This is a genomic window from Mesorhizobium sp. L-2-11 (assembly GCF_016756595.1).
In the GTDB taxonomy this organism is placed as follows: Bacteria; Pseudomonadota; Alphaproteobacteria; order Rhizobiales; family Rhizobiaceae; genus Mesorhizobium.
This window is the reverse complement of the sequence record NZ_AP023257.1, coordinates 3318401-3344530: the sequence shown is the minus strand read 5'-3', so window position 1 is coordinate 3344530 and position 26130 is coordinate 3318401. Positions and strand designations below refer to the sequence as shown.

At 61.9% G+C, this 26130-nt stretch carries 34 protein-coding genes and 2 pseudogenes; 18 read left to right on the top strand and 18 right to left on the bottom strand.

Translation table 11 applies throughout. The features are described 5' to 3' along the window. Positions 1-32: 32 nt before the first annotated feature. Genes JG739_RS16010 through JG739_RS16000 form a run of 3 tightly spaced genes read right to left on the bottom strand, consistent with a single transcriptional unit; the run spans position 33 to position 1836 of the window. Positions 33-473 carry a DoxX family protein gene (locus JG739_RS16010; RefSeq protein WP_202362446.1) on the bottom strand — a complete coding sequence of 147 codons (441 nt, stop codon included), beginning with the start codon at positions 471-473 and terminating at the stop codon, positions 33-35. 35 nt (positions 474-508) lie between these two features. After that, entirely contained in the window at positions 509-1480 is a 972-nt protein-coding gene (locus JG739_RS16005; RefSeq protein ID WP_202362445.1) for a hypothetical protein, read from the bottom strand. After that, positions 1477-1836, bottom strand: a complete 360-nt coding sequence (locus JG739_RS16000) for a hypothetical protein (protein ID WP_202362444.1) — start codon at positions 1834-1836, stop codon at positions 1477-1479. The genes JG739_RS16005 and JG739_RS16000 overlap by 4 nt, the downstream gene beginning before the upstream one ends. Before the next feature lie 28 nt (positions 1837-1864). Between JG739_RS16000 and JG739_RS15995 the strand changes: the two genes are divergently transcribed. The 3 genes from JG739_RS15995 (at position 1865) to tnpC (JG739_RS15985) (ending at position 4309) form a co-directional block, all read left to right on the top strand. Continuing rightward, the gene (locus JG739_RS15995; RefSeq protein WP_183445375.1) at positions 1865-2251 is read left to right on the top strand and encodes a transposase; all 387 of its coding nucleotides are present in this window, start codon (positions 1865-1867) and stop codon (positions 2249-2251) included. Continuing rightward, positions 2248-2592, top strand: coding sequence for an IS66 family insertion sequence element accessory protein TnpB (gene tnpB / locus JG739_RS15990; protein WP_183445374.1), 345 nt, complete (start codon positions 2248-2250; stop codon positions 2590-2592). The genes JG739_RS15995 and tnpB (JG739_RS15990) overlap by 4 nt, the downstream gene beginning before the upstream one ends. 76 nt (positions 2593-2668) lie before the next feature. Beyond that, on the top strand, positions 2669-4309 hold the full coding sequence (gene tnpC, locus JG739_RS15985) for an IS66 family transposase (protein WP_183445373.1): 1641 nt from the start codon (positions 2669-2671) through the stop codon (positions 4307-4309). Here tnpC (JG739_RS15985) and JG739_RS15980 read toward each other — a convergent pair. After that, positions 4240-4530, bottom strand: a complete 291-nt coding sequence (locus tag JG739_RS15980; protein WP_202367719.1) for a hypothetical protein — start codon at positions 4528-4530, stop codon at positions 4240-4242. The genes tnpC (JG739_RS15985) and JG739_RS15980 overlap by 70 nt on opposite strands. A gap of 437 nt (positions 4531-4967) precedes the next feature. On the opposite strand from JG739_RS15980, the gene JG739_RS15975 reads away from it, so the two are divergent. Continuing rightward, a complete protein-coding gene (locus JG739_RS15975) occupies positions 4968-5366 on the top strand; it encodes a winged helix-turn-helix transcriptional regulator (protein ID WP_202362443.1) in 399 nt (132 codons plus the stop codon). A 214-nt stretch (positions 5367-5580) separates the two neighbouring features. On the opposite strand, the gene JG739_RS15970 is transcribed toward JG739_RS15975, so the two are convergent. Next, positions 5581-5952 (bottom strand): winged helix-turn-helix transcriptional regulator, encoded by a 372-nt coding sequence (locus tag JG739_RS15970; RefSeq protein ID WP_202362442.1) that lies wholly within the window; start codon positions 5950-5952, stop codon positions 5581-5583. Between the two features lie 163 nt (positions 5953-6115). Between JG739_RS15970 and JG739_RS15965 the strand changes: the two genes are divergently transcribed. Next, a complete protein-coding gene (locus JG739_RS15965) occupies positions 6116-6508 on the top strand; it encodes a DoxX family protein (RefSeq protein ID WP_202362441.1) in 393 nt (130 codons plus the stop codon). A gap of 53 nt (positions 6509-6561) precedes the next feature. On the opposite strand, the gene JG739_RS15960 is transcribed toward JG739_RS15965, so the two are convergent. From JG739_RS15960 to JG739_RS15940, 5 genes are all read right to left on the bottom strand, one after another. Then, positions 6562-7383 (bottom strand): class I SAM-dependent methyltransferase, encoded by an 822-nt coding sequence (locus tag JG739_RS15960; RefSeq protein WP_202362440.1) that lies wholly within the window; start codon positions 7381-7383, stop codon positions 6562-6564. A 14-nt stretch (positions 7384-7397) separates the two neighbouring features. After that, positions 7398-8216, bottom strand: a complete 819-nt coding sequence (locus tag JG739_RS15955; RefSeq protein WP_202362439.1) for a methyltransferase domain-containing protein — start codon at positions 8214-8216, stop codon at positions 7398-7400. A 431-nt stretch (positions 8217-8647) separates the two neighbouring features. After that, a complete protein-coding gene (locus tag JG739_RS15950; RefSeq protein ID WP_202362438.1) occupies positions 8648-8950 on the bottom strand; it encodes a DUF982 domain-containing protein in 303 nt (100 codons plus the stop codon). 428 nt (positions 8951-9378) lie between these two features. After that, on the bottom strand, positions 9379-9669 hold the full coding sequence (locus JG739_RS15945; protein ID WP_202362437.1) for a hypothetical protein: 291 nt from the start codon (positions 9667-9669) through the stop codon (positions 9379-9381). A gap of 53 nt (positions 9670-9722) precedes the next feature. Further along, positions 9723-9959: a hypothetical protein gene (locus JG739_RS15940; RefSeq protein ID WP_202362436.1), complete on the bottom strand. Its 237-nt coding sequence runs from the start codon at positions 9957-9959 to the stop codon at positions 9723-9725. A 475-nt stretch (positions 9960-10434) separates the two neighbouring features. On the opposite strand from JG739_RS15940, the gene JG739_RS15935 reads away from it, so the two are divergent. Then, positions 10435-11100 carry a DUF1236 domain-containing protein gene (locus tag JG739_RS15935; protein WP_202362435.1) on the top strand — a complete coding sequence of 222 codons (666 nt, stop codon included), beginning with the start codon at positions 10435-10437 and terminating at the stop codon, positions 11098-11100. 864 nt (positions 11101-11964) lie between these two features. Next, positions 11965-12534, top strand: coding sequence for a hypothetical protein (locus JG739_RS15930; protein ID WP_202362434.1), 570 nt, complete (start codon positions 11965-11967; stop codon positions 12532-12534). A 34-nt stretch (positions 12535-12568) separates the two neighbouring features. Here JG739_RS15930 and JG739_RS15925 read toward each other — a convergent pair whose 3' ends face one another. The 3 genes from JG739_RS15925 to JG739_RS15915 form a co-directional block, all read right to left on the bottom strand. Next, positions 12569-13243 (bottom strand): LuxR C-terminal-related transcriptional regulator, encoded by a 675-nt coding sequence (locus JG739_RS15925; protein ID WP_202362433.1) that lies wholly within the window; start codon positions 13241-13243, stop codon positions 12569-12571. After that, positions 13243-14646, bottom strand: coding sequence for a sensor histidine kinase (locus tag JG739_RS15920; protein WP_202362432.1), 1404 nt, complete (start codon positions 14644-14646; stop codon positions 13243-13245). Before JG739_RS15920 ends, JG739_RS15925 begins: the two co-directional genes overlap by 1 nt. Before the next feature lie 383 nt (positions 14647-15029). Further along, complete coding sequence (locus JG739_RS15915; protein WP_202362431.1) at positions 15030-15221, bottom strand: DUF3606 domain-containing protein; 192 nt, start codon at positions 15219-15221, stop codon at positions 15030-15032. 480 nt (positions 15222-15701) lie between these two features. Between JG739_RS15915 and JG739_RS15910 the strand changes: the two genes are divergently transcribed. The 3 genes from JG739_RS15910 to JG739_RS15900 all read left to right on the top strand — a co-directional run bounded on the left by JG739_RS15910 (position 15702) and on the right by JG739_RS15900 (position 17127). Then, positions 15702-16001: a DUF1236 domain-containing protein gene (locus JG739_RS15910; protein WP_202362430.1), complete on the top strand. Its 300-nt coding sequence runs from the start codon at positions 15702-15704 to the stop codon at positions 15999-16001. A 308-nt stretch (positions 16002-16309) separates the two neighbouring features. Further along, positions 16310-16609, top strand: coding sequence for a DUF1236 domain-containing protein (locus tag JG739_RS15905; RefSeq protein WP_202362429.1), 300 nt, complete (start codon positions 16310-16312; stop codon positions 16607-16609). Positions 16610-16683: 74 nt separating this feature from the next. After that, positions 16684-17127, top strand: coding sequence for a hypothetical protein (locus tag JG739_RS15900; protein ID WP_202362428.1), 444 nt, complete (start codon positions 16684-16686; stop codon positions 17125-17127). 63 nt (positions 17128-17190) lie between these two features. Here the strand turns inward: JG739_RS15900 and JG739_RS15895 are convergent, their stop codons facing one another. After that, positions 17191-17565 (bottom strand): M20/M25/M40 family metallo-hydrolase, encoded by a 375-nt coding sequence (locus JG739_RS15895; protein ID WP_342216460.1) that lies wholly within the window; start codon positions 17563-17565, stop codon positions 17191-17193. On the opposite strand from JG739_RS15895, the gene JG739_RS15890 reads away from it, so the two are divergent. From JG739_RS15890 to tnpC (JG739_RS15880), 3 genes are all read left to right on the top strand, one after another. After that, complete coding sequence (locus JG739_RS15890) at positions 17545-17931, top strand: transposase (RefSeq protein WP_183445375.1); 387 nt, start codon at positions 17545-17547, stop codon at positions 17929-17931. The two genes, JG739_RS15895 and JG739_RS15890, sit on opposite strands and share 21 nt — an antisense overlap. Next, positions 17928-18272 (top strand): IS66 family insertion sequence element accessory protein TnpB, encoded by a 345-nt coding sequence (gene tnpB, locus JG739_RS15885; protein WP_183445374.1) that lies wholly within the window; start codon positions 17928-17930, stop codon positions 18270-18272. Before JG739_RS15890 ends, tnpB (JG739_RS15885) begins: the two co-directional genes overlap by 4 nt. Before the next feature lie 76 nt (positions 18273-18348). After that, complete coding sequence (tnpC, locus tag JG739_RS15880; RefSeq protein WP_183445373.1) at positions 18349-19989, top strand: IS66 family transposase; 1641 nt, start codon at positions 18349-18351, stop codon at positions 19987-19989. 51 nt (positions 19990-20040) lie between these two features. Here tnpC (JG739_RS15880) and JG739_RS15875 read toward each other — a convergent pair. Continuing rightward, positions 20041-21036 (bottom strand): annotated as a pseudogene (locus tag JG739_RS15875) (amidohydrolase); the annotation flags it as partial. On the opposite strand from JG739_RS15875, the gene JG739_RS15870 reads away from it, so the two are divergent. After that, complete coding sequence (locus JG739_RS15870) at positions 21001-21849, top strand: AraC family transcriptional regulator (protein WP_202367270.1); 849 nt, start codon at positions 21001-21003, stop codon at positions 21847-21849. The pseudogene JG739_RS15875 and the gene JG739_RS15870 sit on opposite strands and share 36 nt — an antisense overlap. 66 nt (positions 21850-21915) lie before the next feature. On the opposite strand, the gene JG739_RS36040 is transcribed toward JG739_RS15870, so the two are convergent. Together JG739_RS36040 and JG739_RS15865 are read right to left on the bottom strand one after the other, a co-directional pair. Beyond that, complete coding sequence (locus JG739_RS36040) at positions 21916-22041, bottom strand: hypothetical protein (protein WP_274609458.1); 126 nt, start codon at positions 22039-22041, stop codon at positions 21916-21918. An 89-nt stretch (positions 22042-22130) separates the two neighbouring features. Beyond that, positions 22131-22634: a nuclear transport factor 2 family protein gene (locus tag JG739_RS15865; protein WP_202367269.1), complete on the bottom strand. Its 504-nt coding sequence runs from the start codon at positions 22632-22634 to the stop codon at positions 22131-22133. A 125-nt stretch (positions 22635-22759) separates the two neighbouring features. On the opposite strand from JG739_RS15865, the gene JG739_RS15860 reads away from it, so the two are divergent. The 4 genes and pseudogenes from JG739_RS15860 to JG739_RS15850 all read left to right on the top strand — a co-directional run bounded on the left by JG739_RS15860 (position 22760) and on the right by JG739_RS15850 (position 25109). Beyond that, on the top strand, positions 22760-23668 hold the full coding sequence (locus JG739_RS15860; RefSeq protein WP_202367268.1) for a LysR family transcriptional regulator: 909 nt from the start codon (positions 22760-22762) through the stop codon (positions 23666-23668). A 159-nt stretch (positions 23669-23827) separates the two neighbouring features. Next, positions 23828-24393, top strand: a pseudogene (locus JG739_RS15855) (copper homeostasis protein CutC); the annotation flags it as partial. Positions 24394-24438: 45 nt separating this feature from the next. Continuing rightward, entirely contained in the window at positions 24439-24591 is a 153-nt protein-coding gene (locus tag JG739_RS35370) for a hypothetical protein (RefSeq protein WP_244749908.1), read from the top strand. Then, positions 24588-25109 carry a GNAT family N-acetyltransferase gene (locus tag JG739_RS15850; protein ID WP_202367267.1) on the top strand — a complete coding sequence of 174 codons (522 nt, stop codon included), beginning with the start codon at positions 24588-24590 and terminating at the stop codon, positions 25107-25109. The genes JG739_RS35370 and JG739_RS15850 overlap by 4 nt, the downstream gene beginning before the upstream one ends. A gap of 160 nt (positions 25110-25269) precedes the next feature. Here the strand turns inward: JG739_RS15850 and JG739_RS15845 are convergent, their stop codons facing one another. Further along, a complete protein-coding gene (locus JG739_RS15845) occupies positions 25270-26067 on the bottom strand; it encodes an FAD binding domain-containing protein (RefSeq protein ID WP_202367266.1) in 798 nt (265 codons plus the stop codon). Positions 26068-26130 lie beyond the last annotated feature (63 nt).

Sequence of the window (26130 nt, the reverse complement as noted above, 5' to 3'; positions counted from 1 at the left end):
TCTCCCTTCAGCGATGGCGGACAGGAATGCACCTAACTGCGAGGCGCAATTGGCGCCTTGAACCAGCGACCCCACACGACAAACAGCGACAAGCCAAGCAGAGCAAGGTTGAACGGGAGAGCCGTTGCGAGATCGCCCCGCGCCGCATGAAAACCGATGGCCAGCACCTGGATCGTGACGAAGCCGAGCGCGGCCAGCGGCGTGAGGCGTGGCAGGATGCGGGTCAGGGCCGGCAGGATGATGCCGATGGCGCCAAGCAGTTCTGACGCGCCGATGAAGCGCAGCAGCCACTCGGGGAGCTCGGTCGCGTAGTTGACCCCCATGGCAACCAGGTCGGCGGGCGACAGGAAGCTCTTGCTGACGCCGGCCATGCCGAAGATGCCGGCAAGTGTGACTTGCGCCGACCATAGGCCGATTGCGAGAGCGCGGTTTGGAGCGGGTGCGGCCTTGGTGGCCATCGTATGTTCGGACATTGTTTTCTCCTGTGTCTCTGCCTCGGGAACGGCGTTCACGAGTGCATCTTCGTCTGCCGGGTGGCCAGGTTTGATGTTTTGGCGAGCTGGCTCGTTTTGCGGAGCATCTCCGCCGTCTCGCGCAGGCCGACGTCGAGCGGCTCGGGCGTGAATCCAAATGCGTTCACCGCCCGCCGGGCGTCGATGATGAATGGGCGCTCGAACTGGTAGTAGGTGATGCGCATTTCCCTGAGCATCGGCACGAAAAGGCCGGCGGCCACCAGGGCGGCATAGGGAAGGACGGTCACCCCAGGAGATGGCAATCCAATCAATTGAGCAAAGCGATCGAGAAGTTGCCGGGCCGTCATCGGCGGGTTGGTCGGCACGTGCCAGGCTTTTCCCCAAGCTTCGGGATCTTGTGCCACTCTCACCAGCAACTTTGCCGAGTCGTTCATGGAGGTCCAGCTACGCGGAACGTCGATCGGGACCGGAGAGATGACCCGCTTACCCTCGAGCAAGGGCTTGGCAAGAGCCAAGGCAAACAAGCTGTTGGGCGGAACATGATCGCTGGCGCGAATTTCGGTCAGCTTCAGCCGTTCTGCCTGATGGCGCCGTAGCGCCTCGCGCCAGAGATCGGCACGGACCCTGAGTTTGGGGTGCGTCGCGACAAGCGGGGTGTCCTCGCTCATCGCGCCGTTCACCTGTCCATAGCCGTAGAGATTGCTGTAACTCGCCAGCACCGCGCCCGTCCTCTCCGCGGCGGTCAGCATGGCCTCGAACAGCGGCGGCCAGTCGGTCGGCCACCGGTCGTATGCCGGGCTGGCGCAGCAATAGATCGCGGACGCGCCCTGGCTGATCGCGGCCAACTGCTCGGCGTCGGTCGCGTCCGCCGCGACGCGTTCTATCAAAGGGTGCACCGGACCGGTGCCACGGCGCGTCACGAGCTTGACCTGCTCGCCGGTGCTCGCAAGCAGGTTCGCCGTAGCAGTTCCGACGCTGCTCGCCCCGACAATGACGCTGAAGCTCATGATAGCGCCCGCAATGCTTCGCCAAGCGTCTCGACAAAGGGCCTTGCGAGCCTGCCGGAAAGCTTTTCGACATCGCCGGTCACAATGTCGTTGCCGCCTGCGGCGAATTTTTTCTGAATGCTGATCAGCGCATCGATTACGACTTCGGGGTAGCCGAACTGGGCGAAGCCCTCCCGCAGGGCCGCTTCCGGAGCGATCTGGAAGCCGATCTCGCGGCCGAGGAATTGCGACGCAATGGCGGCGCGCTCGGCGCCGGTCAAGCTCTGCGGGCCAGTGAGGTTGTAGATCGCCCCGTCATGGCCGTCGCGTAAGCGCGTAGGCGTCCCCACGTAGCGTGCAGGCGGTTGATCGCTCATTTTCAGCATGAATCATGCGGAGAATCCTATGAGCGACAGTATGAGCCATCATCGAACATTCGAGATTTTGACGGCGGAGCCTGTGCCGTCCCGACGCAAGCCGCGCCATCGGTCGGACGAAGAGAAGGCACGGCTTGTCGCCGAAGCGTTCTCGCCAGGGGGCAATGTCTCGGCGGTTGCGCGTTCCGAGGGGCTGGACCCCTCGCAGCTCTATGCGTGGCGCCGCAAGGCGCTTTCGTCGGGCATGGTTGCGCCACTGACGGAGGGAGCGAGCAAGCCGGCGAAGTTCACGCGCTTTGAAGCGGTGGGCAGCGACACGGTGGAAATCGTCATTGGCGACGCAGTGGTGCGCGCCGGCGGCGATGTCGATCCCGATCGCCTGGCGAGGATCATCCGCGCGGTTCGTAAGGCATGATCGCTTCCGGTGTGGTGGTTTACGTGTCGTGCCAGCCGGTCGACTTCCGCAAGGGCGCGGCATCTTTGATGGCGCTGGTCAGGGATGGCGGCCTGGACCCATTCTCGGGGGCACTTCACGTATTCCGTTCGAAGCGTGCGGACCGGGTTCGCATCGTGTGGTGGGACGGCAGCGGGGTTTGTCTTTATTCGAAGACTCTGGAAGATCACAGCTTCTGCTGGCCGGGGATATCGGCCGCGCGCATGCGTCTCGACCACGCCCAGTTGATGGCGCTTCTGGCCGGACTGGACTGGAAAAAGATTCGTCCGGCCAGGGTCAGGCGGCCGTTATCGACGGGCTGAAACCGGCCTGCGGCAAGATGAATCATGCGGCTGGAACGGTTGGGAAAGCGGCTGTTTTTGTGCTCTGTTGCTTGCCATGGTTCTACCGGGTCTTGCCCTTCCCGACGACGTTGATGCGCTGAAGGCGATGATCCTTTCCATGGCTCGCGAGCAGGCTGCAAGCGAGGCCCGGATCGCAGTCGCCGACGCTCGGATCGCAGCATCTGAGGCGGAGGTCGCCCGGCTGAAAGCTGTCGAGAAAAGCGCCAGCGAGCGGATCGCCAATCTCACGTCAATCCTGAAAGTTTTACAGCGCACGCAACATGGCACGCGTTCCGAGCGGCTACGCCTGGCCATCGACGACGAGCAGGCCTCCTTTGCCTTCGAAGAGGTCGAGACCGGCCTTTCGGAAATCCGGAGCGAACTCGACCGCGCGGTCGGGAACAAGCCGAAGCGCGCCCCGCGTCCGCGCAAGGGCTTTGCTGCCCACCTCGAACGCATCGAGGAGGTCGTCGAGCCGGAAATCCCGGCCGACTGCGAGGGGCTTGAAAAGGTTCTGATCGGCGAGGATCGATCCGAGCGGCTGGACGTCGTGCCGCCGAAGTTCCAGGTCATCGTCACGCGCCGTCCCAAATACGCCTTCCGGGGCCGTGACGGCGTGGTCCAGGCTCTGGCGCCGGCGCACATCATCGAAAGCGGGCTGCCGACGGAGCGGCTGCTCGCCTATATCGCCGTCTCCAAATACGCCGACGGCCTCCCGCTTTATCGGCAGGAGGCGATCTATCTGCGCGACGGCGTCGAGATCAGCCGGTCGTTGATGGCGCAGTGGATGGGGCATCTGGGCTTCGAGCTGCAGATGCTTGCTGATTACATACTGGAGCGCATCAAGGAGGGCGAAAGGGTCTTCGCCGACGAGACGACCTTGCCCACCCTTGCCCCTGGTTCCGGGAAAACCACGAAAGCCTGGTTGTGGGCCTACGCACGGGATGACCGACCCTATGGCGGAACCAGTCCGCCAATGGTTGCCTATCGTTTTGAAGACAGCAGAGGTGCGGATTGCGTGGCGCGCCACCTCGCCGGATTCAGCGGTATCCTGCAAGTGGATGGCTACTCGGCCTATACCAACCTGGTCAAGGCACGGGCCAAAGCCGGCAGCAATGAAACAATCCGGCTCGCCGGGTGCTGGGCTCACCTGCGGCGCAAATTCTACGACCTGCACATCAGCGGGGTCTCGCAGGCCGCGACGGATTCGATCATCGCCATGACCGAATTGTGGAAGGTCGAGGACGAGGTCCGCGGCAAGGATGCCGGAAGCCGCGCCGCGCTACGTCAGGAAAAGTCCGTGGCCATTGTCGCGAGCCTCTTCGATCTATGGGAAGCGGAACTGGGCAAGGTCTCCGGAAAATCCAAGACCGCCGAGGCGATCCGCTACGCGCTCACCCGGCGGGAGGCGCTGGAACGCTTTCTGATGGACGGTCGCATCGAAATCGACTCCAATATCGTCGAGCGTGCAATCAGGCCCCAGACGATCACGCGAAAGAATAGTCTATTCGCCGGCAGCCACGGCGGTGGACGAACCTGGGCGACGGTAGCCACCTTGCTGCAAACCTGCAAAATGAACAGCGTCGATCCGCTCGACTGGCTCTCGCAGACCTTGACCCGCATCGCTCAAGGCTGGCCGGCATCCGAAATCGAAATGCTCATGCCTTGGAACTTTAGGCCTGACGTTATCGGCTGACCGCTTACGCCGTCGCTGGCGAGCATGCCCGCCGCGGCAGCGGCAATGTCGTTGCGCGAAATGAAGGCGACTTTGTTTTCGGCCAAGCCAAAAATCTGATTGGTCTGCGGTGCCGCCACCTCCATGGCGAAGCTCTCCGCGTAGTAGTTCATGCGGAGGACGGTCCATGCCTTGGCCTGCTGGATCAGGGCCTGTTCGCCCCGCCAGTATGAGCCGTGCATGGAGGTGTCTTCGGCCCTCATAGTGCCGGCGGCTGAGAGGAACACAATGTGACCCACACCGGCCGCGACAGCCGCCTCGATCGCGGCTGCGTTCTGCCGCGACCGCGCGCCTCAGTAAGAGCCGGTCGAGACCGGCATACGCATCGGCCAGTGTTTCTGGGCGATCATAGTCGCCGACCCGCTTCTCCCATTCTCCGGTCACCTTCTCCGGGGTACGGCTGATGGCGACGACGTCGTGGCCCTGCGCCCGTACTGCGAGTTCCGCCAGGACGGCTTGCCCAAGGTGCCCACTGGCGCCGTTGATTCCAATTTTCATGATATGATTTCCTCGCGAACAAAATGTTCGTAAGGTCATATCGGTGCATTAGGCAAACGCGCAAGATTGCACTATTTTGTCCATCACGATCAAAAGTGTGCGTGATACAAACGGAGAACAGATGATGAAGGCCGGCAACGCACTCCATCACGATGAAGCAGCAAGGGACGAGTGCCGGGCCCTCGGCCAAATACTCGACCGGGTCGGTGACAAATGGACTGTCATGGCCGTGGGAGCCTTGAAGGACGGGCCGGTGCGCTTTACCGCCCTGCTCCGTCAGATCGGGGGCGTATCCCACCGCATGCTGACCTTGACGCTTCGAGGGCTGGAGGAAGACGGGCTGGTCAAGCGCACCAGTTTTCCGACCATCCCTCCGAAAGTCACGTACGAGCTGACCCCGCTTGGCCACTCGCTCATCGAGCCGCTGCGGGCATTGTCGCAGTGGGCGGTCAAGCACCGGCCCGAAATTGAGAGCGCCCGACAGGCTTTTCGCGCCGAGCGAGATGAGGCGGCTGCCTAGACTGATTGGCTGCTAAGTCCGCTGGTCGAGGCGATCGAAATCGCAGCGCGTTGCTTGTTGCCAGTGCGCGGCGATGCGGAGAGACCGGACAGTCAGCCGCCTCTAATGCATGTCGCGCAAAAGCATGCCCTCTGGCCTGACCCGAGGGTGTGCAGCGGTTTTGCGATAACGACATGCATAAAACAATAACCCAAAGCGCGTCGCATGAGGCCGGTCAAACGCGACGCGCTTTAGATTTACGACCGCGCGTGCCCGGCTTGGCCGGAACGCTCTTTCCATACTCGTTCCACCAGGCGGTGAGCGCTTCCATCGTGGGACCAAGCCCGCGCGCCTTTGGGGTGATCTCGTACTCGACGCGAGGCGGTACTTCCGCGAACACTGTTCGCGAGACCAGCCCATCCGCTTCGAGTTCGCGCAGTTGCGCCGTCAACATGTGCTGGGTGATGCCAGGGATCGCTTTTCGCAGCTCTCCGAATCGGTACACCCGCTGATTGAGCAGCCACATGATCTCCAGCTTCCATTTTCCCGAAAGCATCGCGAAAGCGCGGCGCATCTCGTCCTGCATTGTGAAGCCGTCCTTAGCCATCAGTCTGATTTTCCATACTTACTGTCGTTTTTTCATCCTACTTGTACTTGTTCATCTTAGGATACATTTTTGATGCGTGCCAGGCAACGTTGGCGTTGTCCGGCAGGCAAACGCCATTCAACGCGATCGACCCGCCGAAGTAGCGGATGAGCAGGAAGACACCATGACAGCAATCTATGTATACTGGATCAGCACGGCACTCTTATCGCTGCTATACTTGGCATCAGCCTCTATGTACGCGGCCAAGACAGCCTGGGTGCGGCAAACTCTTGCCGACCTTCACTATCCGGCTCCCTACCTCGTCCCGTTCATGGTCGTCGCGAAGGTTCTCGGCGTGGTCGCCATTTTGTCGCGCGTGAACGTGCCGCTGAGCGATCTCGCCTACGCCGGCATCTTCTACCACCTCACTCTGTCTGGCGCGGCGCATTTTGGCGTTGGCAAGCCCAAGGGCGCCTTACCGGCCGTCATAGGCCTGGCGCTGCTGGTCGCGTCATTCGCCACGCAGAACGCCGCTCGCGAAGTGCCGTCGCCCTACGCGCTGACGGCGCTGCTTTGACAGGGCGAAGCTCGAACAACCCTACGCGAGGTTCTGAGTAGCAGTGAAACACTCTAGCCTTTGGCGGTGGCCAGGTTGGTGCTGAGTTCGAAGGCCAGTCCGGGTCCGTCGCTGTAGGACCGGGCGACAGCAGCGCTGTCGTTCACGATCGCCTCGATAACGCGCTTGCGCTCCTGGTCGTCCATCGTCTTGCCGGCAGCGCTCATGCCGACCAGTGCCATAGTGTTCAACCGCAGAAAGGGTTCGCTTTCCTCGAATCGTATGGTGCGCGACAACTTCTTCGAGCGGACGTCACTGAAGCCTGCGTCGCGGAGCAGAGCCTCGAGCGGGTCCGCCTCGCCATAGCCGTACCGCTGATCGGCGACCGGGCCGAGATGTCGCTCGGCGACGCGGCGCAGTTCCCGAAAGAAAGGGATTTCCTCATCGGAGCGCCAGGTGGCAACCGCCAACCGGCCGCCCTGCGCCAGCGCCCGCCGCATCTCTGCCACCGCAGCTTGCTTGTCGGGAAAGAACTGCAGCCCCTGCTGACAGACGACCACGTCGAACTGCTCTCCGTCAGCGAGCGGCAATGCGCTGGCATTGCCTTCGCGCCAGTCGATGTCCGGCGCCACGCTGCGCGCGACGGCGAGCATGTCTGGGCTGATGTCGATGCCGGCAACGTACCCAGCGGCGCCGAGCCGCTCCCTTGCAACGCGCGCGACTATTCCAGTACCGCAGGCGATGTCGAGGACACGATGGCCTGGTGTCAGCTTCACTTCGTCGAAGGTGACTTCGGCCCAAGGCCGGAACAGAGGCCCCACGAGCCAACGCTCGTACATCTCCGGAAAACTTTCCTGACCCATCGCATAACTGGGCAAGGTCGCTGTTGCTGCCATGGTTTTCTCCTATCTCAAATCGTCGCACGCGTCGGCTTGCGGGTGGTGAGGCTTGCGTAGGCGATGTGGCCAAAGAAGGTTCCCGCACCCACCCGGCGACGCGCTTCCGACTTCAAGGCGGCCGCCGTTGCTTCGCCGATTGCGCCTGACGCATGCAGAATATCGGCGCCTCGATCGATAACGGACTGCATATAGGCGCCGCCGCCGGTTTCCGCGTAGCCGTGGCTTCGAAAATCCGCCTCCTCGAATCCGCTGGCGCGTATGAGCGATGGAAGCCGGCGCATCAGCCAGCGGTCGTTCACCGAATTGGCCATCATGGCAGCGACGCAGGTCTGCAGCGGATCGTGATCGCCGAAAGCGACTGTCGCGGTCGCATAGTCGCCGTCAAGCACCGCGAGCAAGCCGCCCGGCCGCAGCACGCGGTGGGCCTCCGCGAGCGCTCGCTCTGGTCCCGGGACGTGTGAGAGAGTGGAATCGAAGACGACGACGTCGAATGCATCATCGCCGAACGGGAGAGTTCGTCCGTCAGCTTCCTGAAAGGTCACGTTGGCAAGGTTGGAAGCCAATCCTTGCGCCTCCCGGATCAGCGATGCCGCCGGGTCGATGCCCACGACCGCTTTGACGTTGGGCCAGCCTGCAAGGACCCGCGTCAGCACGCCCGTTCCGCAGCCCACCTCCAGGACATGCGCCCCTGTGGGAAACTTGATGTCTGAAAGAAAGACGCGCCGCATGGCCTGTTGCTGCGGGTCCGCGCCTCGTGTCTCGAGGACGCTGGCCAGGCGTTCCTGCATGGAAGACCCCAGCTCGGCGACAGTGGCCCAGACATCAGGCATCGGATCATCCTACCCAATGAAAGCTCTTATCGGGGCACCAGGGGCGGCCGCTTCCCCCCCGAGCTCCCGGGTCCGAGCATACCGCAACCGCGGGCTCACAAAAATGCAATTGTCTCATCGGCTCGATGCATGACGTGCATCAGGGAAATAATCCGTGGAGATACAGAGGTTCGCGCGCAGGTAACGCCCGTTCGTGGCGAAGGCGGCCTGGCCGGCGCCAACCTAGGCAAGGCAACCCACCTCCCCCCACTCCCTGCGGCGCCGGCCATCTTTTCACGAATGCACGTCGCGAAAAAGGCACGCCCTCGGGCAGGAACCAAGGGTACGCAGCGGTTTGCAACAGCGGCATGCATAACAACAACAACCCTAAGCGCGCCGCAGGCGTCGCATGGGTCCATTCCAGCGCGCCGCGCTTCAGGCAGCTACATCAGCTACGCCGTCACGCCACCGCGACCGGTTTTCTGTGCCGCCATCCACGGCATAGCTGCAGAGACGTCCTCGAGGATCTTGGCCGATCTCGCGAAGCCGGCGAAAGCTTCGCGTGCAACTGAAATGGGAACCTGGCCATCGTAGGCGCGCTGGCAGGCTCGGAGCGCCGTGTCAAAGATTGGCCCTCTGCGATTGTTAGGCCATTCCTGCAGGAACTCGAAAGCGTCAGCCAGGCATTCGATTTCCTCCACCATGAACTCCCCTTTCCTGACGAAAACAGGCCGGTCGAAAGTCCTGTCGTTCATTAGCACCTCCATTCAACTGAACGAGTGTTTGAGCTTCCACGAGAGCCGTGAGCGACGGCTGCGGAAAAATATGTGAAGCGCACTTTTTGCTGTCAAGGAACGGCCAAACCGGGATTGAAGCAAAACGGCTCGCAGCTCTGAGACCGCATGCGAAACCGTCGCTGTATGCCGCCGCACCTGCAACCGAGGACGGTCAGAACGCCATTGCTCCCGATGAAGCCGAACTCTCGCAAAGGCCGTCGGCCGCATTCGCCACGCCGGCGGACAACAACAGAAAGCCCGCGCACTCGGGAGAGACGCGGGCTGACCGGAGCTACCGATCTCGCAGCATTTGTATGAGGGGACAATACTACGCTGCTGGCACTAAACTTTCGTCGCAGGACAGTGTTCCAGCCTCAAAGGAAAAAACCGCAGGCTTGTGTTCGCCGCTACAGCAGCGCCTCCCAACGCAGCACCGCGTAAACTGCTCCGGCCACCATCGAGAGCACAGCAAGAAGCAGGAGCAAGATGAACGGGTACGGCTTGCTGACGGCGGCGTCAACCTCGTCTTGCTTCTCGTTCAGACCCTCGTCTCGATCGCCTTTCCCGATGACACTGCGGGTATTTTCCCCCTGCGTCTCCTGGGAAATTTTTGTAGCGATGTCCCATGCGATCACCGGATCATCGGGCAGGTGCCTCTGAAGCCATTCAGGGAGACCGCGGCCAGTGTTCTTGTCCATTTCGCGAACAAGTCTTCTGCTTCAATTATGTCCCTACTCGCTAATATACATCATTAGCTTTCCGCAGTTTTCAAGGCAGGACGGCCCAGTTTTCCGGCTGTTTCAGTTTCAAGGCTCGGCAGCACGTCCTGGTCCCTGGATCGCTTCAGCAGCGCTCCCGACGCCTGCAGCAAGCGTTGCGACAGGGCCAGTGTGTAGCGAAGGTCCTCAACCAGCGCCCTTCCATGCTCGGCGGTCTGCCGAACGCGCGCCGCATGGATTTTGGTGGTTTCCCAAACAGGTTCTTCCACGGTGACTGACTCCCAGGGCTGCGTCGTGGAATGGAGCATTGGCCAATTTGCACTATCTGCGTTAAGCCAACGGAGTTCCAGCGCAGACAAAAAAGCCGGCCGTACCCGCAGGTGCGACGGGGCGATCACGCGGTCACCCAAGCACGGCTTGGGGCTGAGATGTGCCCGGTGCGCGCGGACCGAGAAGAATCATACGCGTGGCTGCTGCCCGGCGTCTACCAACCGCGGGTTGGAGGACCAGCAGGGAGCGCGGATCGTTCTATCTCCGCCTCCCAACCAGGACCTCGCGTGGGCCGAACGAGGGAACCCGCGCGTCTGCTGGAACAAGGACACGCCCTATTCGGCGCGCGCCCGATGGCTCAGTCCGGCGCGCGCCTGGACGCGGGCTTCCGCGCCCGGTCAATTCGCCTGGAACAAAACATTGCAGAGGTGGTTTTTCCCCATGAAGGGACAGGCTTTTCGAAGGAGACGTCTCGTGAAAAAAGTTCTGATCACCAGTATGCTGGCCATAGGCGTTGGCTGTGGCGCAGCGCTTGCGCAGGAACAGCAGCCGGCCCAAAGCCAGTCGGGCGCCGATTGCCCGGCCGGTTCGGCTGGTTGCCCGGAAGGTGCGATGGGCGAACAGGGTAAGGCCGGCGCCACCACCGAGGAGCAGGCTCAAGGCAAGGCGAAGATGCAGACCGACGAGCAAGCCCAGGGTAAAGCCGGCGTAACCACCGAGCAGCAAACCCAAGGCGAGGCTGGCGCCACAACCGAGCAACAGGCGCAGGACAAGGCCAAGACCCAGACCGAGCAGCAGACCCAAGGCGAGGCTGGTACCACCACCGAGCAGCAGACCCAGGGCACTGCTCAGCCACAGGATAAGACGGAGACCGGCGCGATCAGCAATGTGACCGTTGAACAGAAAACGCAAATCACCCAAATCCTCAAGGAGGAAAAGGTCGAACCGGTTGCCGACGTCGACTTTGACATCTCAGTGGGTGTCGAGGTTCCGCGGCAGAAGGTTAAACTGCGTCCTCTGCCACCCAGAATCATCGAGATCGTTCCGGCTTACGAAGAGTACGAGTATTTCGTGTTGGCCGATGGCCGTATCGTCATCGTCGACCCGGATACGCTCACGATCGTCCTTATTCTGGCCTAACGCCCTTGTTCGCGCTAAACGAGGGGTCCGCTGCCCCCACGGCGGACCCCTCACCTGCACCGACCAGTCTCCTGTCACCGAAGGCGACGGCTATTACGTCGGTTCAAGCTGACAGGCTTTTGTGCGTGTCGAGGATCCTTCCAGCCGTTTGCCACCTGGATTACACCTGGACGGCGTCCTTCCTGCTCAAAAGGCCTGAGATAGGACTTCGGTCTGGCGACTTGCCGACCATGGGCTGGCCCAGGCAGTGCTTTGGTCCGGGATCGCTACAGCAAAAGCCTGAAATGGGGGAGTTCTTAGGAACCGAGTTCCTGCAGGCGTCGTTGCGATGCCGACCCCGTGACAGGAGGCTGCAATGGACCCCAGCATTCACCAGGCACGATGGCTGCTTTTTCCGGTATTTGGCCTAGTGGTCGGGGTCGCAGCCGTTGGGCTTTTCATCGGCTGATGGGGTCGACCGATGAAGGCAACGCACTCGCGCAGTCATGAGTCCCTTCCTGCGCAGCGAGACCCACCGGTTTCTCCCCTTGAGACTGGTGGGTCTTGACACAGCCCGATGATGGCGAAAGCGTGATAAATTGGTGCAGAGTACAGAGGATCGAGTTAGGCGAAGGACTGACTGGGGCAAAGGATTGACCTGGGCGAATTCGAAACTGGTAGAAATGCAACATAGAGCGTGACGGTCAAAGGATATTCTGGCGTGCTATGGCAAATTCATTGATCACAGACGCAATACGGCCGCAGCGCCCGAAGCAATGTGAGACAAGAGTTCTCGCCAATGCGCGGCCTGCGCTGCCTCAATCGCAGCGCAGTCTCAAATCTCTTCGAGGGCTTCGCGTTGCCATCTGCCTGAGCGCATCGGCCTTGGTTCTCGTCGCGAGCCCCTACCGTGTGGCACAGGACGGCCTGTCCCTGACGCTAAGCCCGCAGGCCGCCTGGGCGCAAGGGAACTCTGGGAGGTCTGACTCTGGCAACTCTGACTCTGGCAACTCTGACTCCGGCAACTCTGACTCCGGCAACTCTGGAGACACTGGTGGCCCCGGCAACTCTGGAAATGCCCCTGGAAACGCCGGAGACCCTGGCAACGCTGCAGACACCGGAAATGCCGCAGACCCTGGAAATGCCGCTGACCCACCGGATACGGACCCGATCGGCAACCCGGACGAGGACGAATCAAAAGCACTGAACGTCACTCCCCCGACAAATCCGGTTACCGCGCTAAATCCTGGCAACAAGCCCAAAACATATGTCAACGCGACCACTGGAGACCGGATCGAGGTGCGCGGGGCAAGCGTGGGTGTAGTGCATTCCAACGGGCTGAGCGAGCGCATCGATGGCGGCCATTATGAGATGCGCGATGCCATGGGCCGCATCATCATACGGCGGCAGGCAAAGAACTCCGATCGGGCAAGACTGCTCCGGATGATCGAGTGATGGCAGGTTCCAAAGGCCGCAAGGCTGTCTTGCTTCATGCAGGATGGCGGACAGGCGGATGCTGATGCTCGGTCGCGTCGCGCAATGTCATCGCGGCTTCGGTCCGGTTGCTCACATTGAGCTTGGCGAGAATCCGCGTCATGTGATGCTTTATGGTTTTCTCGTGCAGGTTCAGCTGAAGACCAATCCGCTTGTTGCTCAATCCCGCGGCAACGAGCGTCAGGATCTCTCTTTCGCGACTGGTGAGTTCGGCCAGCACGTCGGGTTTCTCGATCGCGGTTGATTGGCTCGACAAGTCGACCAACACGCGCGCCGACAATTGCGGGCAGACATACCGTTCGCCCATCGCCACGGTGCGCAGTATCGCGGCTAGGGTTCTCGATCCGACACCCTTCAGGACGTAGCCTCTTGCCCCGCTCTGCAAGGCGGTCATGACGTGCTGGTTTTCCTCCGAAACGGTCAGCATCACGATTTTCAGATCCGGGTGCCGCTCCAGAGCCGGCTCGACCGCGCTGAGGCCTCCTCCAGGCACCGAGATGTCCATCAGGAGAATATCGAGCTGCTGGTCTTCCGATATCCGCAAGGCGTCATCTCTAGTGCTGCCTTGGGCAACGATCTCGAACCCACCGATCTGCTCGAGAGTGCGCACAACACCTTCTCTGAACAGCGGATGGTCGTCGACAATGGCGAGCTTTATTGCCGTTGCCATCACGTCTGTCCTATTTCGACTGTGTTGAGAACCATTTTCACCACCGTGCCATTCTGTGAAGATGTTACATCAAATTGGCCGCCAAGGCTTTCTACCCGCTCACGCAACCCGATGAGCCCCAGCCGTTCAGGGTGGATGACCTTCGGGTCGAAACCTGGGCCGGTGTCGGAAACCTCGATACAAACGCGCTCCCCGTCGAAATGTTTCGCGACCGATTGACCGGCGCCCCCGGCATGGTGGAAGCCGTTGTTCAGCGCCTCCTGAATGAAGCGAAAGATGCAGATCTTGGCCGCTGGCGGCAAGGGTGTGTAGCTCCCGGTCATGGACAGCATCACTTTGACGCCGGTCCGCTCCTCGTGCGCTCGCACGGCAAGCTCGAGGATTTCCGTCAACTCGGCATTCTCGACATGCGGCAGCATAAGACCCTTGCTGACATTCCTGATTTCTCGCATCGCGTCGTCCAGATTCGCTTTGACCACCTGCAATTCCCGCGCTCGCGCCGCAACCGGCGTGGCAGGATCGGCTAGCACGGGGCTGTCAATCCCTAGCGCAGCGAGGGCAACCAGCTGCGCCGGCCCGTCGTGCAGGTCCGCGCCGATCCGCCTGAGGTAACGTTCGTTAAGTGCCGTGGCGCGCTGCGAAGCGCGCTGCACCCGCAACCTCAACATTTTGTTTTGAGCAACCAGGTCGGAAAGCTCGGCAATGCGCTGCTTCAACGAACGGCTCTGGGAACGAATCGTGCGGCTGCCGCGGAAGACGATCACCGAAAGCCCGAGGAAAAAAACCGCGGTGACGGCTGCGACGTCGAACCAGGTCCGAACAAGTGCCTGCCGGAGATCCTTCTCGAAATCGGTAGCGATCTCGTCGAATTCCAAAACAGCCACGACTTCGCCCGACCATGGCTGAAGCATCGGATTATAGATTTCAAGAAGATGCAGGCCCCTGTCCCGCTCAGCCTGGTTGTCATAGTGCCTGTCCAATTCAGCAACCATGTCGCCGGCGAATGCGGCCTGGAGATTGTCGTTAAGGGGAAGGCGCTTCCCGACCAGATTTTTATTGGTTGAATAGAGGATCGTGCCATCGCGGCGCCAGAGCTTGAACGATTCGAGCCTTGTGCCGAGTGCGCCTTGTCCCAGCGTTTCATCCAGCGCGTGCGCAACGCTCTCGTCCAGCATCTCGCTCCTGCGCATGTCGGGAAGCAGCGGGGCGATGACGCTGTCGACGTAAAGAGCGGTAGAGGCGGCCGAGTTCCGGGTGACCGCGGCCTCAATCTGGCTTGTCACGGACATTCCCACCACGATCATCGCCGACAGCGAGAACAGGCCGCCGGCGAGCAGAAACTGAGTGGCCAGCGACAGTGCATTCCACCGATCGATCAGTCTTGTCGCTCTGTATGGCGCCATATCCCCAACGGCTCGGTCGGCGGCGCGTCGCGCCAGCGGCACGATTCGAGAGAACCGGCCAATGTGCTGTCGAACGGCACTAAGGGACGCCATCTTAGATCTGCAACCGATCAATCACAAAGGGAACCTAGGGCTTACCGACCGGGCGAAAACCGCACGTTACGGATTTTTGTGCAAGCCACTGCCCTGATCGAGTCAACTGGCGGTGGTTTCGAGAACCGGCGAGCAGCGGACATTTTTGGTCCGTGGAGCACCGGAAGCGAAGAATAACGCCATCAGCGGGCCGCCAGAGTAGAGTTTCCAAACGGGCTCTCAACCATGATGCTGCCAGTACAGATCAAGACCTTGTCGCCGCGCGCAGCGGCAGAAGGTGCGGCGCGCTTTCACTTCCGGTCGCGCAATGCCCTCACCGCTTGGATGAGGGTCTTCCGATCGTTGCCGTTCTTCTTGATCAGCTTACGGACCTGGCTGGGCGAAACGCCATTTTCTCGCGCGAAATGTTCTACCTCGTCATACTCGTCCACCAACAGGCGGTCGCGGTCGAGATAATCTCGATTTTTGTTGTTATCGTCCATTTGCTTATCCCCGCTAAGCTCGTTTGAACGTTGGCGGAAACGATGGTCCTCTCGCCAAATCGAGGCACGGCGGTGGTCCTTGTCGGCGCAGAAAGGGACGTGGCCGCGCAGACATCTTTTGTTATCAGTATCATCGTCAAGTCGGTCGTTCGTCAGCTGACGACTATGCCAATTGCCAGGAAGGCAATGGAGACAGCGAAAACCGGTGCAAGCAGCCAGCGAGCCTGGTGAACACTATTCTCCATCGATTCCTCCCGTGACGCACGGCGAGCAACGAGTGCTGGCAGTCGTGGTTCCCGGCCAACACTCCATTGTCGCCCTTTGCGCACGACAATTCAGACTTAGGTCCAACGGCACGGCGTCTCTGGTCGGACCGAAGCCCTGCCGCGGAACGTTTGCAGCTGTCCCGTTGTTGAAAGAGTGCTTGGCGCGACGAAGATGCGTACCAGCGCAAGAGAGCTCATTAGGAAGGAAAAACTTATGAGAATTCATCTTTCCACTGCAGCCGCAGGATTTCTGCTGCTGGCAAGTGTCGGCGCCGTGGCTGCCCAGGACGTGATCATCCAGCCCGAACAGGAGACCGTCATCAGGGAGTATGTGAGAAAGCAGCCGCTTGCCTCGGTGAACCTGCTTGGTGTGGAGCTCAATATCGGCTCGGCGCTGCCCGAGACGGTCGAGCTTCATGAAGTTCCCGACGTCGAGTATCGCTACGTCGTCGTCGACAACCGGACCGTTCTTGTTGATCCGGGCACACGCAGAATCGTTAAAATCATCGATTGACGTGAATCGGTTGGGGAGGGCAGGCCCGCCGCTTTGAACGCGGCGGGCCGTTTTGCCGTTCCGCTGTCACCTACGGTGCAAAGCGCCTACGGTTCATAGCGAGTGAAGCGTGCAGTCGGTGCGCCCGAACCCGCGGCAACGCCCTTTGCGCAAGACGCCTCAGACTTTGGTCCGACGCAAAGGCCCGCCGAATCGGACCGAAGCCCAGCCAAGGAACGTTTGCGGCTGCCTCAGGTTTGGATAAGCAAGGCGCGGATGCCGTCCAGCGCAAATGGGCTTACAAGTCACATCACATAAAGGAGGCACTTATGAGAATGCATCTTTCCACCGCAGCCGCGGGACTTTTTCTGCTGGCTAGCGCTGGCGCTGTTGCCGCTCAGGACGTGATCATCGCGCCTGAACAGGAAACCGTGATCAGGGAGTATGTGAAAAAGCAGCCGCTCGCATCCGTGGAACTCCCTGGGGTGGAACTCAATATTGGTTCAACGATACCCGAGACAGTCGAGCTTCATGAAGTTCCCGACGTCGAGTATCGCTACGTCGTCGTCGACAATCGCACCGTTCTTGTTGATCCCGGCACACGCAAGATCGTCAAGATCATTCAGTGACCTGAACGCGAGGGGAGGAGACGCCCGCCGCTTAGACTTTGAGCGGCGGGCGACTATGCTATGAGCAGTGTCAAATGCGAACAATCAGCAGACTTTTCGATTCCCGCGACGAGGCAGCGCGCGCCGTTGCCGCGCTTCAGGCGGCAGGAGTTTCTCAAGAACAGATCAACGTCATCGGACCTTACGACGACGAAATCAGGGCTGTCCTGCGCGGTCCGGGTGGTGCCGCACTTGGCGCCGCGGCTGGTCTGTTAATCGGCCTGTGTGCTTTTGAGGCCACCGGCATTGATCCTGTCGCGGCAGTGGCTGGCCTAACTCTCGTCGGTGGGGCATGCGGTGGCTTTGCCGGTGGGCTTCTCCAGGCATCTGCCGATGTTGCCAAACAGCCGAGTGAGCCGAACGTTGCACAAGGCGTCATTTTTGTGATGGCGCAGGTAGATGAAAAGCAGGCCGATGCCGCGCAGGCAGTGCTGGAAAATCCCGTCCGCGTAACGCAACTCGTGGCCACAGTCGGCTGATGCGTCGGGAGGTTCGCGCCTGACTCGTTTTCCCGCTGAGCCGTCAGTTTTCCCTGTGACGGTTCACGAGGCGGGAAGCGTCTGCTCGACCAGATTGACGTAGTAGCGCAGCACGGTCGGCACGATCTCGTCATTGAAGACGTAGCGATCGCCGTGCAGGCCCTCGCCGGGCCCGACGTCGCCGGCGCCGATCCACGCGTAACAGCCGCCTGCCGCGCGGATCATGAAGGCAAAATCCTCGCAGCCGAGGCTCGGGCTGAACTCGGTCGAGACGTTCTCGCTGCCGACGGTGGCGGCGGCTGCCGCGATGGCGCGGGCCGTGGCAATCGCCGTGTTGATGGTAAGCGCGTAGGCGTCCCCACGTAGCGTGCAGGCGGTTGATCGCTCATTTTCAGCATGAATCATGCGGAGAATCCTATGAGCGACAGTATGAGCCATCATCGAACATTCGAGATTTTGACGGCGGAGCCTGTGCCGTCCCGACGCAAGCCGCGCCATCGGTCGGACGAAGAGAAGGCACGGCTTGTCGCCGAAGCGTTCTCGCCAGGGGGCAATGTCTCGGCGGTTGCGCGTTCCGAGGGGCTGGACCCCTCGCAGCTCTATGCGTGGCGCCGCAAGGCGCTTTCGTCGGGCATGGTTGCGCCACTGACGGAGGGAGCGAGCAAGCCGGCGAAGTTCACGCGCTTTGAAGCGGTGGGCAGCGACACGGTGGAAATCGTCATTGGCGACGCAGTGGTGCGCGCCGGCGGCGATGTCGATCCCGATCGCCTGGCGAGGATCATCCGCGCGGTTCGTAAGGCATGATCGCTTCCGGTGTGGTGGTTTACGTGTCGTGCCAGCCGGTCGACTTCCGCAAGGGCGCGGCATCTTTGATGGCGCTGGTCAGGGATGGCGGCCTGGACCCATTCTCGGGGGCACTTCACGTATTCCGTTCGAAGCGTGCGGACCGGGTTCGCATCGTGTGGTGGGACGGCAGCGGGGTTTGTCTTTATTCGAAGACTCTGGAAGATCACAGCTTCTGCTGGCCGGGGATATCGGCCGCGCGCATGCGTCTCGACCACGCCCAGTTGATGGCGCTTCTGGCCGGACTGGACTGGAAAAAGATTCGTCCGGCCAGGGTCAGGCGGCCGTTATCGACGGGCTGAAACCGGCCTGCGGCAAGATGAATCATGCGGCTGGAACGGTTGGGAAAGCGGCTGTTTTTGTGCTCTGTTGCTTGCCATGGTTCTACCGGGTCTTGCCCTTCCCGACGACGTTGATGCGCTGAAGGCGATGATCCTTTCCATGGCTCGCGAGCAGGCTGCAAGCGAGGCCCGGATCGCAGTCGCCGACGCTCGGATCGCAGCATCTGAGGCGGAGGTCGCCCGGCTGAAAGCTGTCGAGAAAAGCGCCAGCGAGCGGATCGCCAATCTCACGTCAATCCTGAAAGTTTTACAGCGCACGCAACATGGCACGCGTTCCGAGCGGCTACGCCTGGCCATCGACGACGAGCAGGCCTCCTTTGCCTTCGAAGAGGTCGAGACCGGCCTTTCGGAAATCCGGAGCGAACTCGACCGCGCGGTCGGGAACAAGCCGAAGCGCGCCCCGCGTCCGCGCAAGGGCTTTGCTGCCCACCTCGAACGCATCGAGGAGGTCGTCGAGCCGGAAATCCCGGCCGACTGCGAGGGGCTTGAAAAGGTTCTGATCGGCGAGGATCGATCCGAGCGGCTGGACGTCGTGCCGCCGAAGTTCCAGGTCATCGTCACGCGCCGTCCCAAATACGCCTTCCGGGGCCGTGACGGCGTGGTCCAGGCTCTGGCGCCGGCGCACATCATCGAAAGCGGGCTGCCGACGGAGCGGCTGCTCGCCTATATCGCCGTCTCCAAATACGCCGACGGCCTCCCGCTTTATCGGCAGGAGGCGATCTATCTGCGCGACGGCGTCGAGATCAGCCGGTCGTTGATGGCGCAGTGGATGGGGCATCTGGGCTTCGAGCTGCAGATGCTTGCTGATTACATACTGGAGCGCATCAAGGAGGGCGAAAGGGTCTTCGCCGACGAGACGACCTTGCCCACCCTTGCCCCTGGTTCCGGGAAAACCACGAAAGCCTGGTTGTGGGCCTACGCACGGGATGACCGACCCTATGGCGGAACCAGTCCGCCAATGGTTGCCTATCGTTTTGAAGACAGCAGAGGTGCGGATTGCGTGGCGCGCCACCTCGCCGGATTCAGCGGTATCCTGCAAGTGGATGGCTACTCGGCCTATACCAACCTGGTCAAGGCACGGGCCAAAGCCGGCAGCAATGAAACAATCCGGCTCGCCGGGTGCTGGGCTCACCTGCGGCGCAAATTCTACGACCTGCACATCAGCGGGGTCTCGCAGGCCGCGACGGATTCGATCATCGCCATGACCGAATTGTGGAAGGTCGAGGACGAGGTCCGCGGCAAGGATGCCGGAAGCCGCGCCGCGCTACGTCAGGAAAAGTCCGTGGCCATTGTCGCGAGCCTCTTCGATCTATGGGAAGCGGAACTGGGCAAGGTCTCCGGAAAATCCAAGACCGCCGAGGCGATCCGCTACGCGCTCACCCGGCGGGAGGCGCTGGAACGCTTTCTGATGGACGGTCGCATCGAAATCGACTCCAATATCGTCGAGCGTGCAATCAGGCCCCAGACGATCACGCGAAAGAATAGTCTATTCGCCGGCAGCCACGGCGGTGGACGAACCTGGGCGACGGTAGCCACCTTGCTGCAAACCTGCAAAATGAACAGCGTCGATCCGCTCGACTGGCTCTCGCAGACCTTGACCCGCATCGCTCAAGGCTGGCCGGCATCCGAAATCGAAATGCTCATGCCTTGGAACTTTAGGCCTGACGTTATCGGCTGACCGCTTACTGTTGATGAGCGGCGGATAGCCCTTCTTGTAGTCGAGCGTGGCCTTGAGCGCATGGGCTGCAGCAACGCCATGGGCGATCTCGCCGATCAGCTTCTCGCAATGTTCGGAATGACCGGGCTCGAAAAACCGGCAAGTGCCTTGCAGCCAGACCCTGCCCGGCACGATGTTGCCGACATTGCCGCCGTGGATCTGGGTGAGGCTGACGACCAGCGCGGTTTGCGGATCGACCGAGCGGCTGACGATGCGCTGGACGGCCTGGACAAAGGCGCCCGCGGCCAGGATCGGGTCGTCGCCGAGTTGCGGCATGGCGGCATGCGCGCCAAAACCCTCGAAGCTCAGCTCGAAATTGTCGACGGCCGCCATCTGTGCTCCAGCGCGAGCGGCGATTGTCCCCTGCTCCAAGCCCGGCCAGTTGTGGACGGCATAGATCGCCTCGACCGGGAAACGCTCGAACAGGCCGTCTTCGATCATACGCAGGCTGCCGCCTTTGTTTTCTTCGGCTGGTTGGAAGACGAAGTACACGATGCCGTCGAAGGCGCGGGATTGGCTGAGCAGTCTGGCCGCGCCGAGCAGCATGGCGGTGTGGCCGTCATGGCCGCAGGCGTGCATCACGCCCTCGTTCCTGGACGCATAGGGCAAGCCGGTCCTCTCGACAACCGGAAGCGCATCCAGCTCGGCGCGAAGACCGATGGCGCGTGTGCCCGTGCCGCTGCGCAGGACGCCGACAACCCCGGTGCCGCCGATCCCCTCATGCACCTCATCGAAGCCGAAGGCGCGCAGTTTCTCGGCAACGAAACGTGCCGTTTCGTTCTCGTCGAATCCGAGTTCGGGATTTGAATGGATATGGTGGCGCCATTCTATGACCTCTGGTGTCAGGGCGGTGATCGGGTCATTGTGCAGCACGATGGTCTCCTTCCACGCCCGCAAGGGGCCGGGGATCACGATTAGAAGGTCGCACAACAGGCGTCTTGAACCAGATTGACCGCTGCAGGGACGAAAGCCGTGGACGCGACGGAGACCAGGAAATACTGGCGCCATCCCTGCTTCCCTGAGCTTGGCCTGTTCAAGGCGCGCTTCACGCAGCATCGCTACGAACTGCACACGCACCCCACCTATGTGATCGCGCTGATCACGGCCGGCTGCGAACGCATCCGCATCGGACGCCACAAAATAATCGCTCCGGCAGGCACCATTGCCGTCGTCCATCCCGAGGAGTGGCATGACGGGGAGCAGGGTGCGGATGAAGGCTGGGCCTACCGGACGTTTTATCCCCCGGTGCCGCTGATGGCGGGGCTCGCCCACGAGCTGGGCAGTGCTGACGCTCCGGTCTTCTCACGTCCGAATATCGAGGACAGCGATCTCGCCGCAGCGTTGATGGCAGCACACCAGAGCTCGACGTCGCAGGACGCGACGCAAGCCGAGACGTCGCTGCTCGTCGCCTTGAGGCATCTCATCGTTCGGCATGGCGATTGCAGCGGGTCGGTAGAGGAGATCGAAAGCTCGGGATCGCGACGGAGGTTCTCGCTCTACCAGGAGCTTGTCGAAAGCGACCTTGACTCGCAGCTCGACCTGCAGCGGCTTGCCGACGCCGCGCGCGTCACCCGGTTCCAGGTCATCCGGGATTTCAAGAAGGCGATCGACCTGACGCCGGCCGCCTATATCCGCGACCGAAGACTGCGTCGCGCCAGCAGCTTGATCGAACAGGGGCTCGGCCTCGCCGAGGCCGCCATTGCGGCGGGTTTCGCCGACCAGAGCCATCTTTCCCGTGCGTTCCGGACCATGCATGGCATGACGCCCGGCATGTTCAGGAGAGGCAGAGCTCCCGAACCAAAACGATTCACATCGAAATGAAATGATCGGGCAATGGCAGGACCACCAATGTCGGCGCCTATCGGCTCCCGGCGCAAGCTTGCGTTGTCATTTCGCCGCCGCGCTCACCTGGTCCGGCTCAGCACGGCGCAGTCGCCCTCCGCGCGGTGCGGCGAAGGCGATTGAGCCGAGGGCGACGACGGTTGCCGTGGCCAGCGTCAGAATTTTCAACATTGCAAATCTCCTTTGGGCGAGTCTCCTTTGGGCAAGTCTCCTTTGGCCTGGAGCAAGAAGCGCGGCGCGACGGATTGAAGGCCGCCGTCTCAGCGGTCATCCGCCAGTCGGCCGGGCAGTGGCTTCAGCTTGTAGTGCGTCCAGTAGAAGGCGTCCGACTGGTGCATGTCGGTCAAAAAATTCTGCGCCTCGGCGATCTTGCCATCCCTGATGCGAAACATCAGGGCGTAGAGCTGGTCGATCTCGGGGCCTGAGCCGACGTTCGACCAGCCGCGATGGATGTCGACGACGAGATCGCCCTGTGCCTGGAAGAAGATCGGCTCAGCCTTGAATTTGCCGTCGGCCAGGCCACGGAAGAAGGCGACCACTTCCTCCGGCCCGCGCTTGTCGCCGGCCAGCGGATGATGGCCGGGGATGCGCCACACGATGTCGGACGCGAGGAAGGGCCGAACCGCCTCCGGGTTCCCGGTCGCATAGGCTGCATAATAGTCCTTGATCAACTGGATGTTGCGGTCTTCCTGCGGTCCGCCGCTCGCCGGGGCGGTGGACACCGCCAGGAGAGCGCTGGCGGCGAGCGAAGCGAGCCTGGTCATCGGTCCTGTCTCCTAGCCTTTCGGGCCGTCGCAACAGCGACGCCCATTTGTCGGACCAACATGACGCTTTTTGCTCACCGGAAAAACCCGTATAGTTCGACAAGGCTATTTGGAATATCCTCACAATGCGCCTCGACCAGTTCAGCGGCATCGTCGCCTTCGTGAAGGTCGCGGAGGTCAGGAGCTTCACCCGCGCCGCCGCCGAACTCGGCGTTGCCCCGGCCTCGCTCAGCGAGGCAGTCAAAGGGCTCGAGGAGCGTCTCGGGGTGCGGCTCCTCAACCGCACGACCCGCAGCGTTGGCCTGACCGAAGCCGGCGCCCACTATTTCGATCACGTGCGGCCAGCGGCTGAGGAGATCCGGGCGGCCGGCGCGGCACTGCACGAGACCCGCGATCGCCCTGCCGGCACGCTGCGCCTGAGCCTGCCGTGGATCGCCGCGCCGCTGCTGATCGAGCCGCTGATGGAGCCGTTCATGGACGCTTACCCGGACGTGCGGCTTAGCCTGATCTTCGACGACAATTTCGTCGATATCGCCGCGCAGGGCTTTGATGCCGGTCTGCGGATCGGCGAGCTTCTCGACAAGGATATGATCGGCGCGCGTCTGGGCGGGCCGCTGCAGACGGTCGTGTTGGGCAGCCCCGACTACCTGGCGCGTAACGGCACGCCGAAGCGGCCCGCCGACCTCGCCGCCCACCGTTGCATCGCCTTCGCCTTCACCCGCACCCGCGCCATCTCGTCCTGGGAGTTTGTTGTCGATGGACGCCAGGTCGAGTTCACGCCCGACGCACGTCTGGTCGTGAACACACTGCCGCTCTGCATTACTGCCGCCGAGCAAGGGCTTGGCCTGGCCTTTGCCGTCGAAGGCCTCGCTGCGCCGCTTCTCGACTCAGGCGCGCTGATCAAGGTGCTGGAGCCTTTCTGTCCCACCTACGAACCGCTCCACCTCTATTATCCCAGCCGCCGCCTCGTCCCGCCCAAGCTGCGGGCTTTTATCGACTTCGTGCGCGCGAACGCCCACAATTTGCGGATCTGATGTGCCGTCGCGCTGTCGCGTCTGGATGGGCAACAACGCGTATTCGCGAACTGGTCCCACTTAGGCTCAAGCACCGGCTGAGCCACTAGTTCGAGCTTTCACCGCAAGGGACCCAATGCTAGGGCAGGACCAGCTCGAATTTCACCAACGGATCGCCCTGTGACCGACACCGAACGCCCTCGCCTGCCGCTGATCGAGATCTGCGTCGAAGGCATAGATGGCCTGCTCGCCGCCCAGGCCGCCGGCGCCGACCGGGTCGAGCTCTGCGCCAGCCTCGTCGAGGGCGGCATCACGCCGTCGCTTGGGACGGTGCGCGCAGCCCTCGAACTGGCGACGATCCCATTCCACGTCATCGTGCGGCCGCGCGGCGGCGATTTTCTCTACAGCGACGCTGAATACGGTTCGATGCTCGCCGATGTGCGCGCGCTGAGCGAGCTTGGCGTGGCCGGCGTCGTCGTCGGCTGCCTGAATGCCGACGGTACCATCGATGAAAAGCGGATGAGCCAACTGGTGCAGGCGGCGGGGCATTTGAACGTCACCTGCCACCGTGCCTTCGACATGACACGCGATCCGGCCGAAGCGCTGGAAGCGCTGATCCGCAGCAAGGTCGGCCGCGTGCTGACCAGCGGCCAGCGCGATACCGCTTTGGAGGGCGTGGCCCTGTTGGGGACCTCGTCCGACAGGCGGGGAAGCGCATCATCATCCTCGGCTGCGGCGGACTCGACCCAAACAACATCGCCGAAGTGCGGGAAAGAACCGGACTGACCGAAATGCATCTCGCTGCACTCAAGGATGTGCCGAGCGCCATGCGCTACCGCAATCCGCAGGTCGGCATGGGTGGCACCGATCTCGACCGCGAGTACCGCAACACGGTGACCGACGCGGTGCTGGTGGCGGCGACGATTGCGGCGGCGCGAGCATGACCCCGAAGGAAGCAAAACATTTGACGCAAGCACGGTTACCGATCGAAAAAGTCTCGCCGCAGAACGAGTCCGCCGTCCTCGCCCTCAATAACGAGCACGCGACCGAGTTGTCGTGGCTTGAGCCGGAACGCCTGTTCTTCCTGCTCGGCGAAGCGTTCTATGCCCGCCGCATCGGCGCACTCGAAGCCTTCATCATGACCTTCGACCAGGACGCCCGCTACGACAGCCCGAACTTCCTGTGGTTCCGCGAGCGCTATCCGCGCTTCGTCTATGTCGACCGCGTCGTCGTTGCGGGAGAAGCGCGTGGCCGCGGCCATGCCCGGCGGCTCTATGAGGATCTGTTCGACCATGCGTTGCGTGCCGGCCAGACCATCGTCACCTGCGAGGTGAATGCCGAACCGCCCAACCCGGCTTCGGATGCCTTTCACGCAGCGCTCGGCTTTGTCGGGGTCGGCGAGGCGGTGATCCACGGCGGCAACAAGGCGGTGCGCTACTATCTCAGGCCGATCACCGGCTGAGGCGAGAGCTCTACCAGTTGCGGTTCAGCCAAGCGCGAGCCGCTTGTCTCGTGCGTCTCTTCCTTCCTTGTTTGTGGGAGTAGGGCAGTATGTTTACGCTGCTCGCCGACCCAGCCAATTCATCCTGTTCCATACTGCCCTACTGCCCTACTCCCCTCCTTCAGGCATTGGCAGCGGCCACTGCGCGCTTGGCCATCACCACGATCAGATTGGCCCGATAGTCGGCCGAGGCGTGGATGTCGCTCATCAAATCATTCGCCGGCACTTTCACTCCGTTGAGGGCAGCGGCGTCGAAATTCGTGGCAAGTGCCGCCTCGATTTCCTTCGAACGAAAGATGCCGCTGTCGCCGGCCCCGGTCACGGCAACGCGGACTCCATCCGCACCGCTGGCCACGAACACACCGACGATCGCATAGCGCGATGCCGGATTGCGGAACTTTTCATAGGCCGCCTTGGTCGGCGCGGTGAAGGTCACCGCGGTGACGACCTCGCCGTCCTCCAGCGCCGTCTCGAACAGGCCGGTGAAGAATGCCTCGGCGGCGATCTCGCGCTTGTTGGTGACGATGGTAGCGTCGAGGGCAAGAAGTGCCGCCGGATAATCGGCGGCGGGGTCGTTGTTGGCGATCGAACCGCCGATTGTGCCCTTGTAGCGCACCGCCGGATCGCCGATCCGCGACGCCATATGGGCGAGCGAAGGACACGCCTTCTTCAGCTTCTCGTCGCTGGCGACATCGTGATGCGTGGTGGCGGCGCGGATGGTGATGGACGAGCCCGCCACCTCAATGCCTTTCAATTCCTCGATGTGCGAAAGGTCGACCAGATCGGACGGTGCGGCAAGCCGCGTCTTCATCGCCGGGATCAGCGTCATGCCGCCCGACAAAAGCTTGGCATCGCCGGTCTCGAGCAGCTTGACGGCATCGGCGACCGAGGCGGCGCGGTGGTAGTTGAACGAGTACATTTGTCTTTCTCCCTTCGGGGGAAAGGAGCAAATAGGGAGTAGTGAGTAGCGAATAGGGCCCAT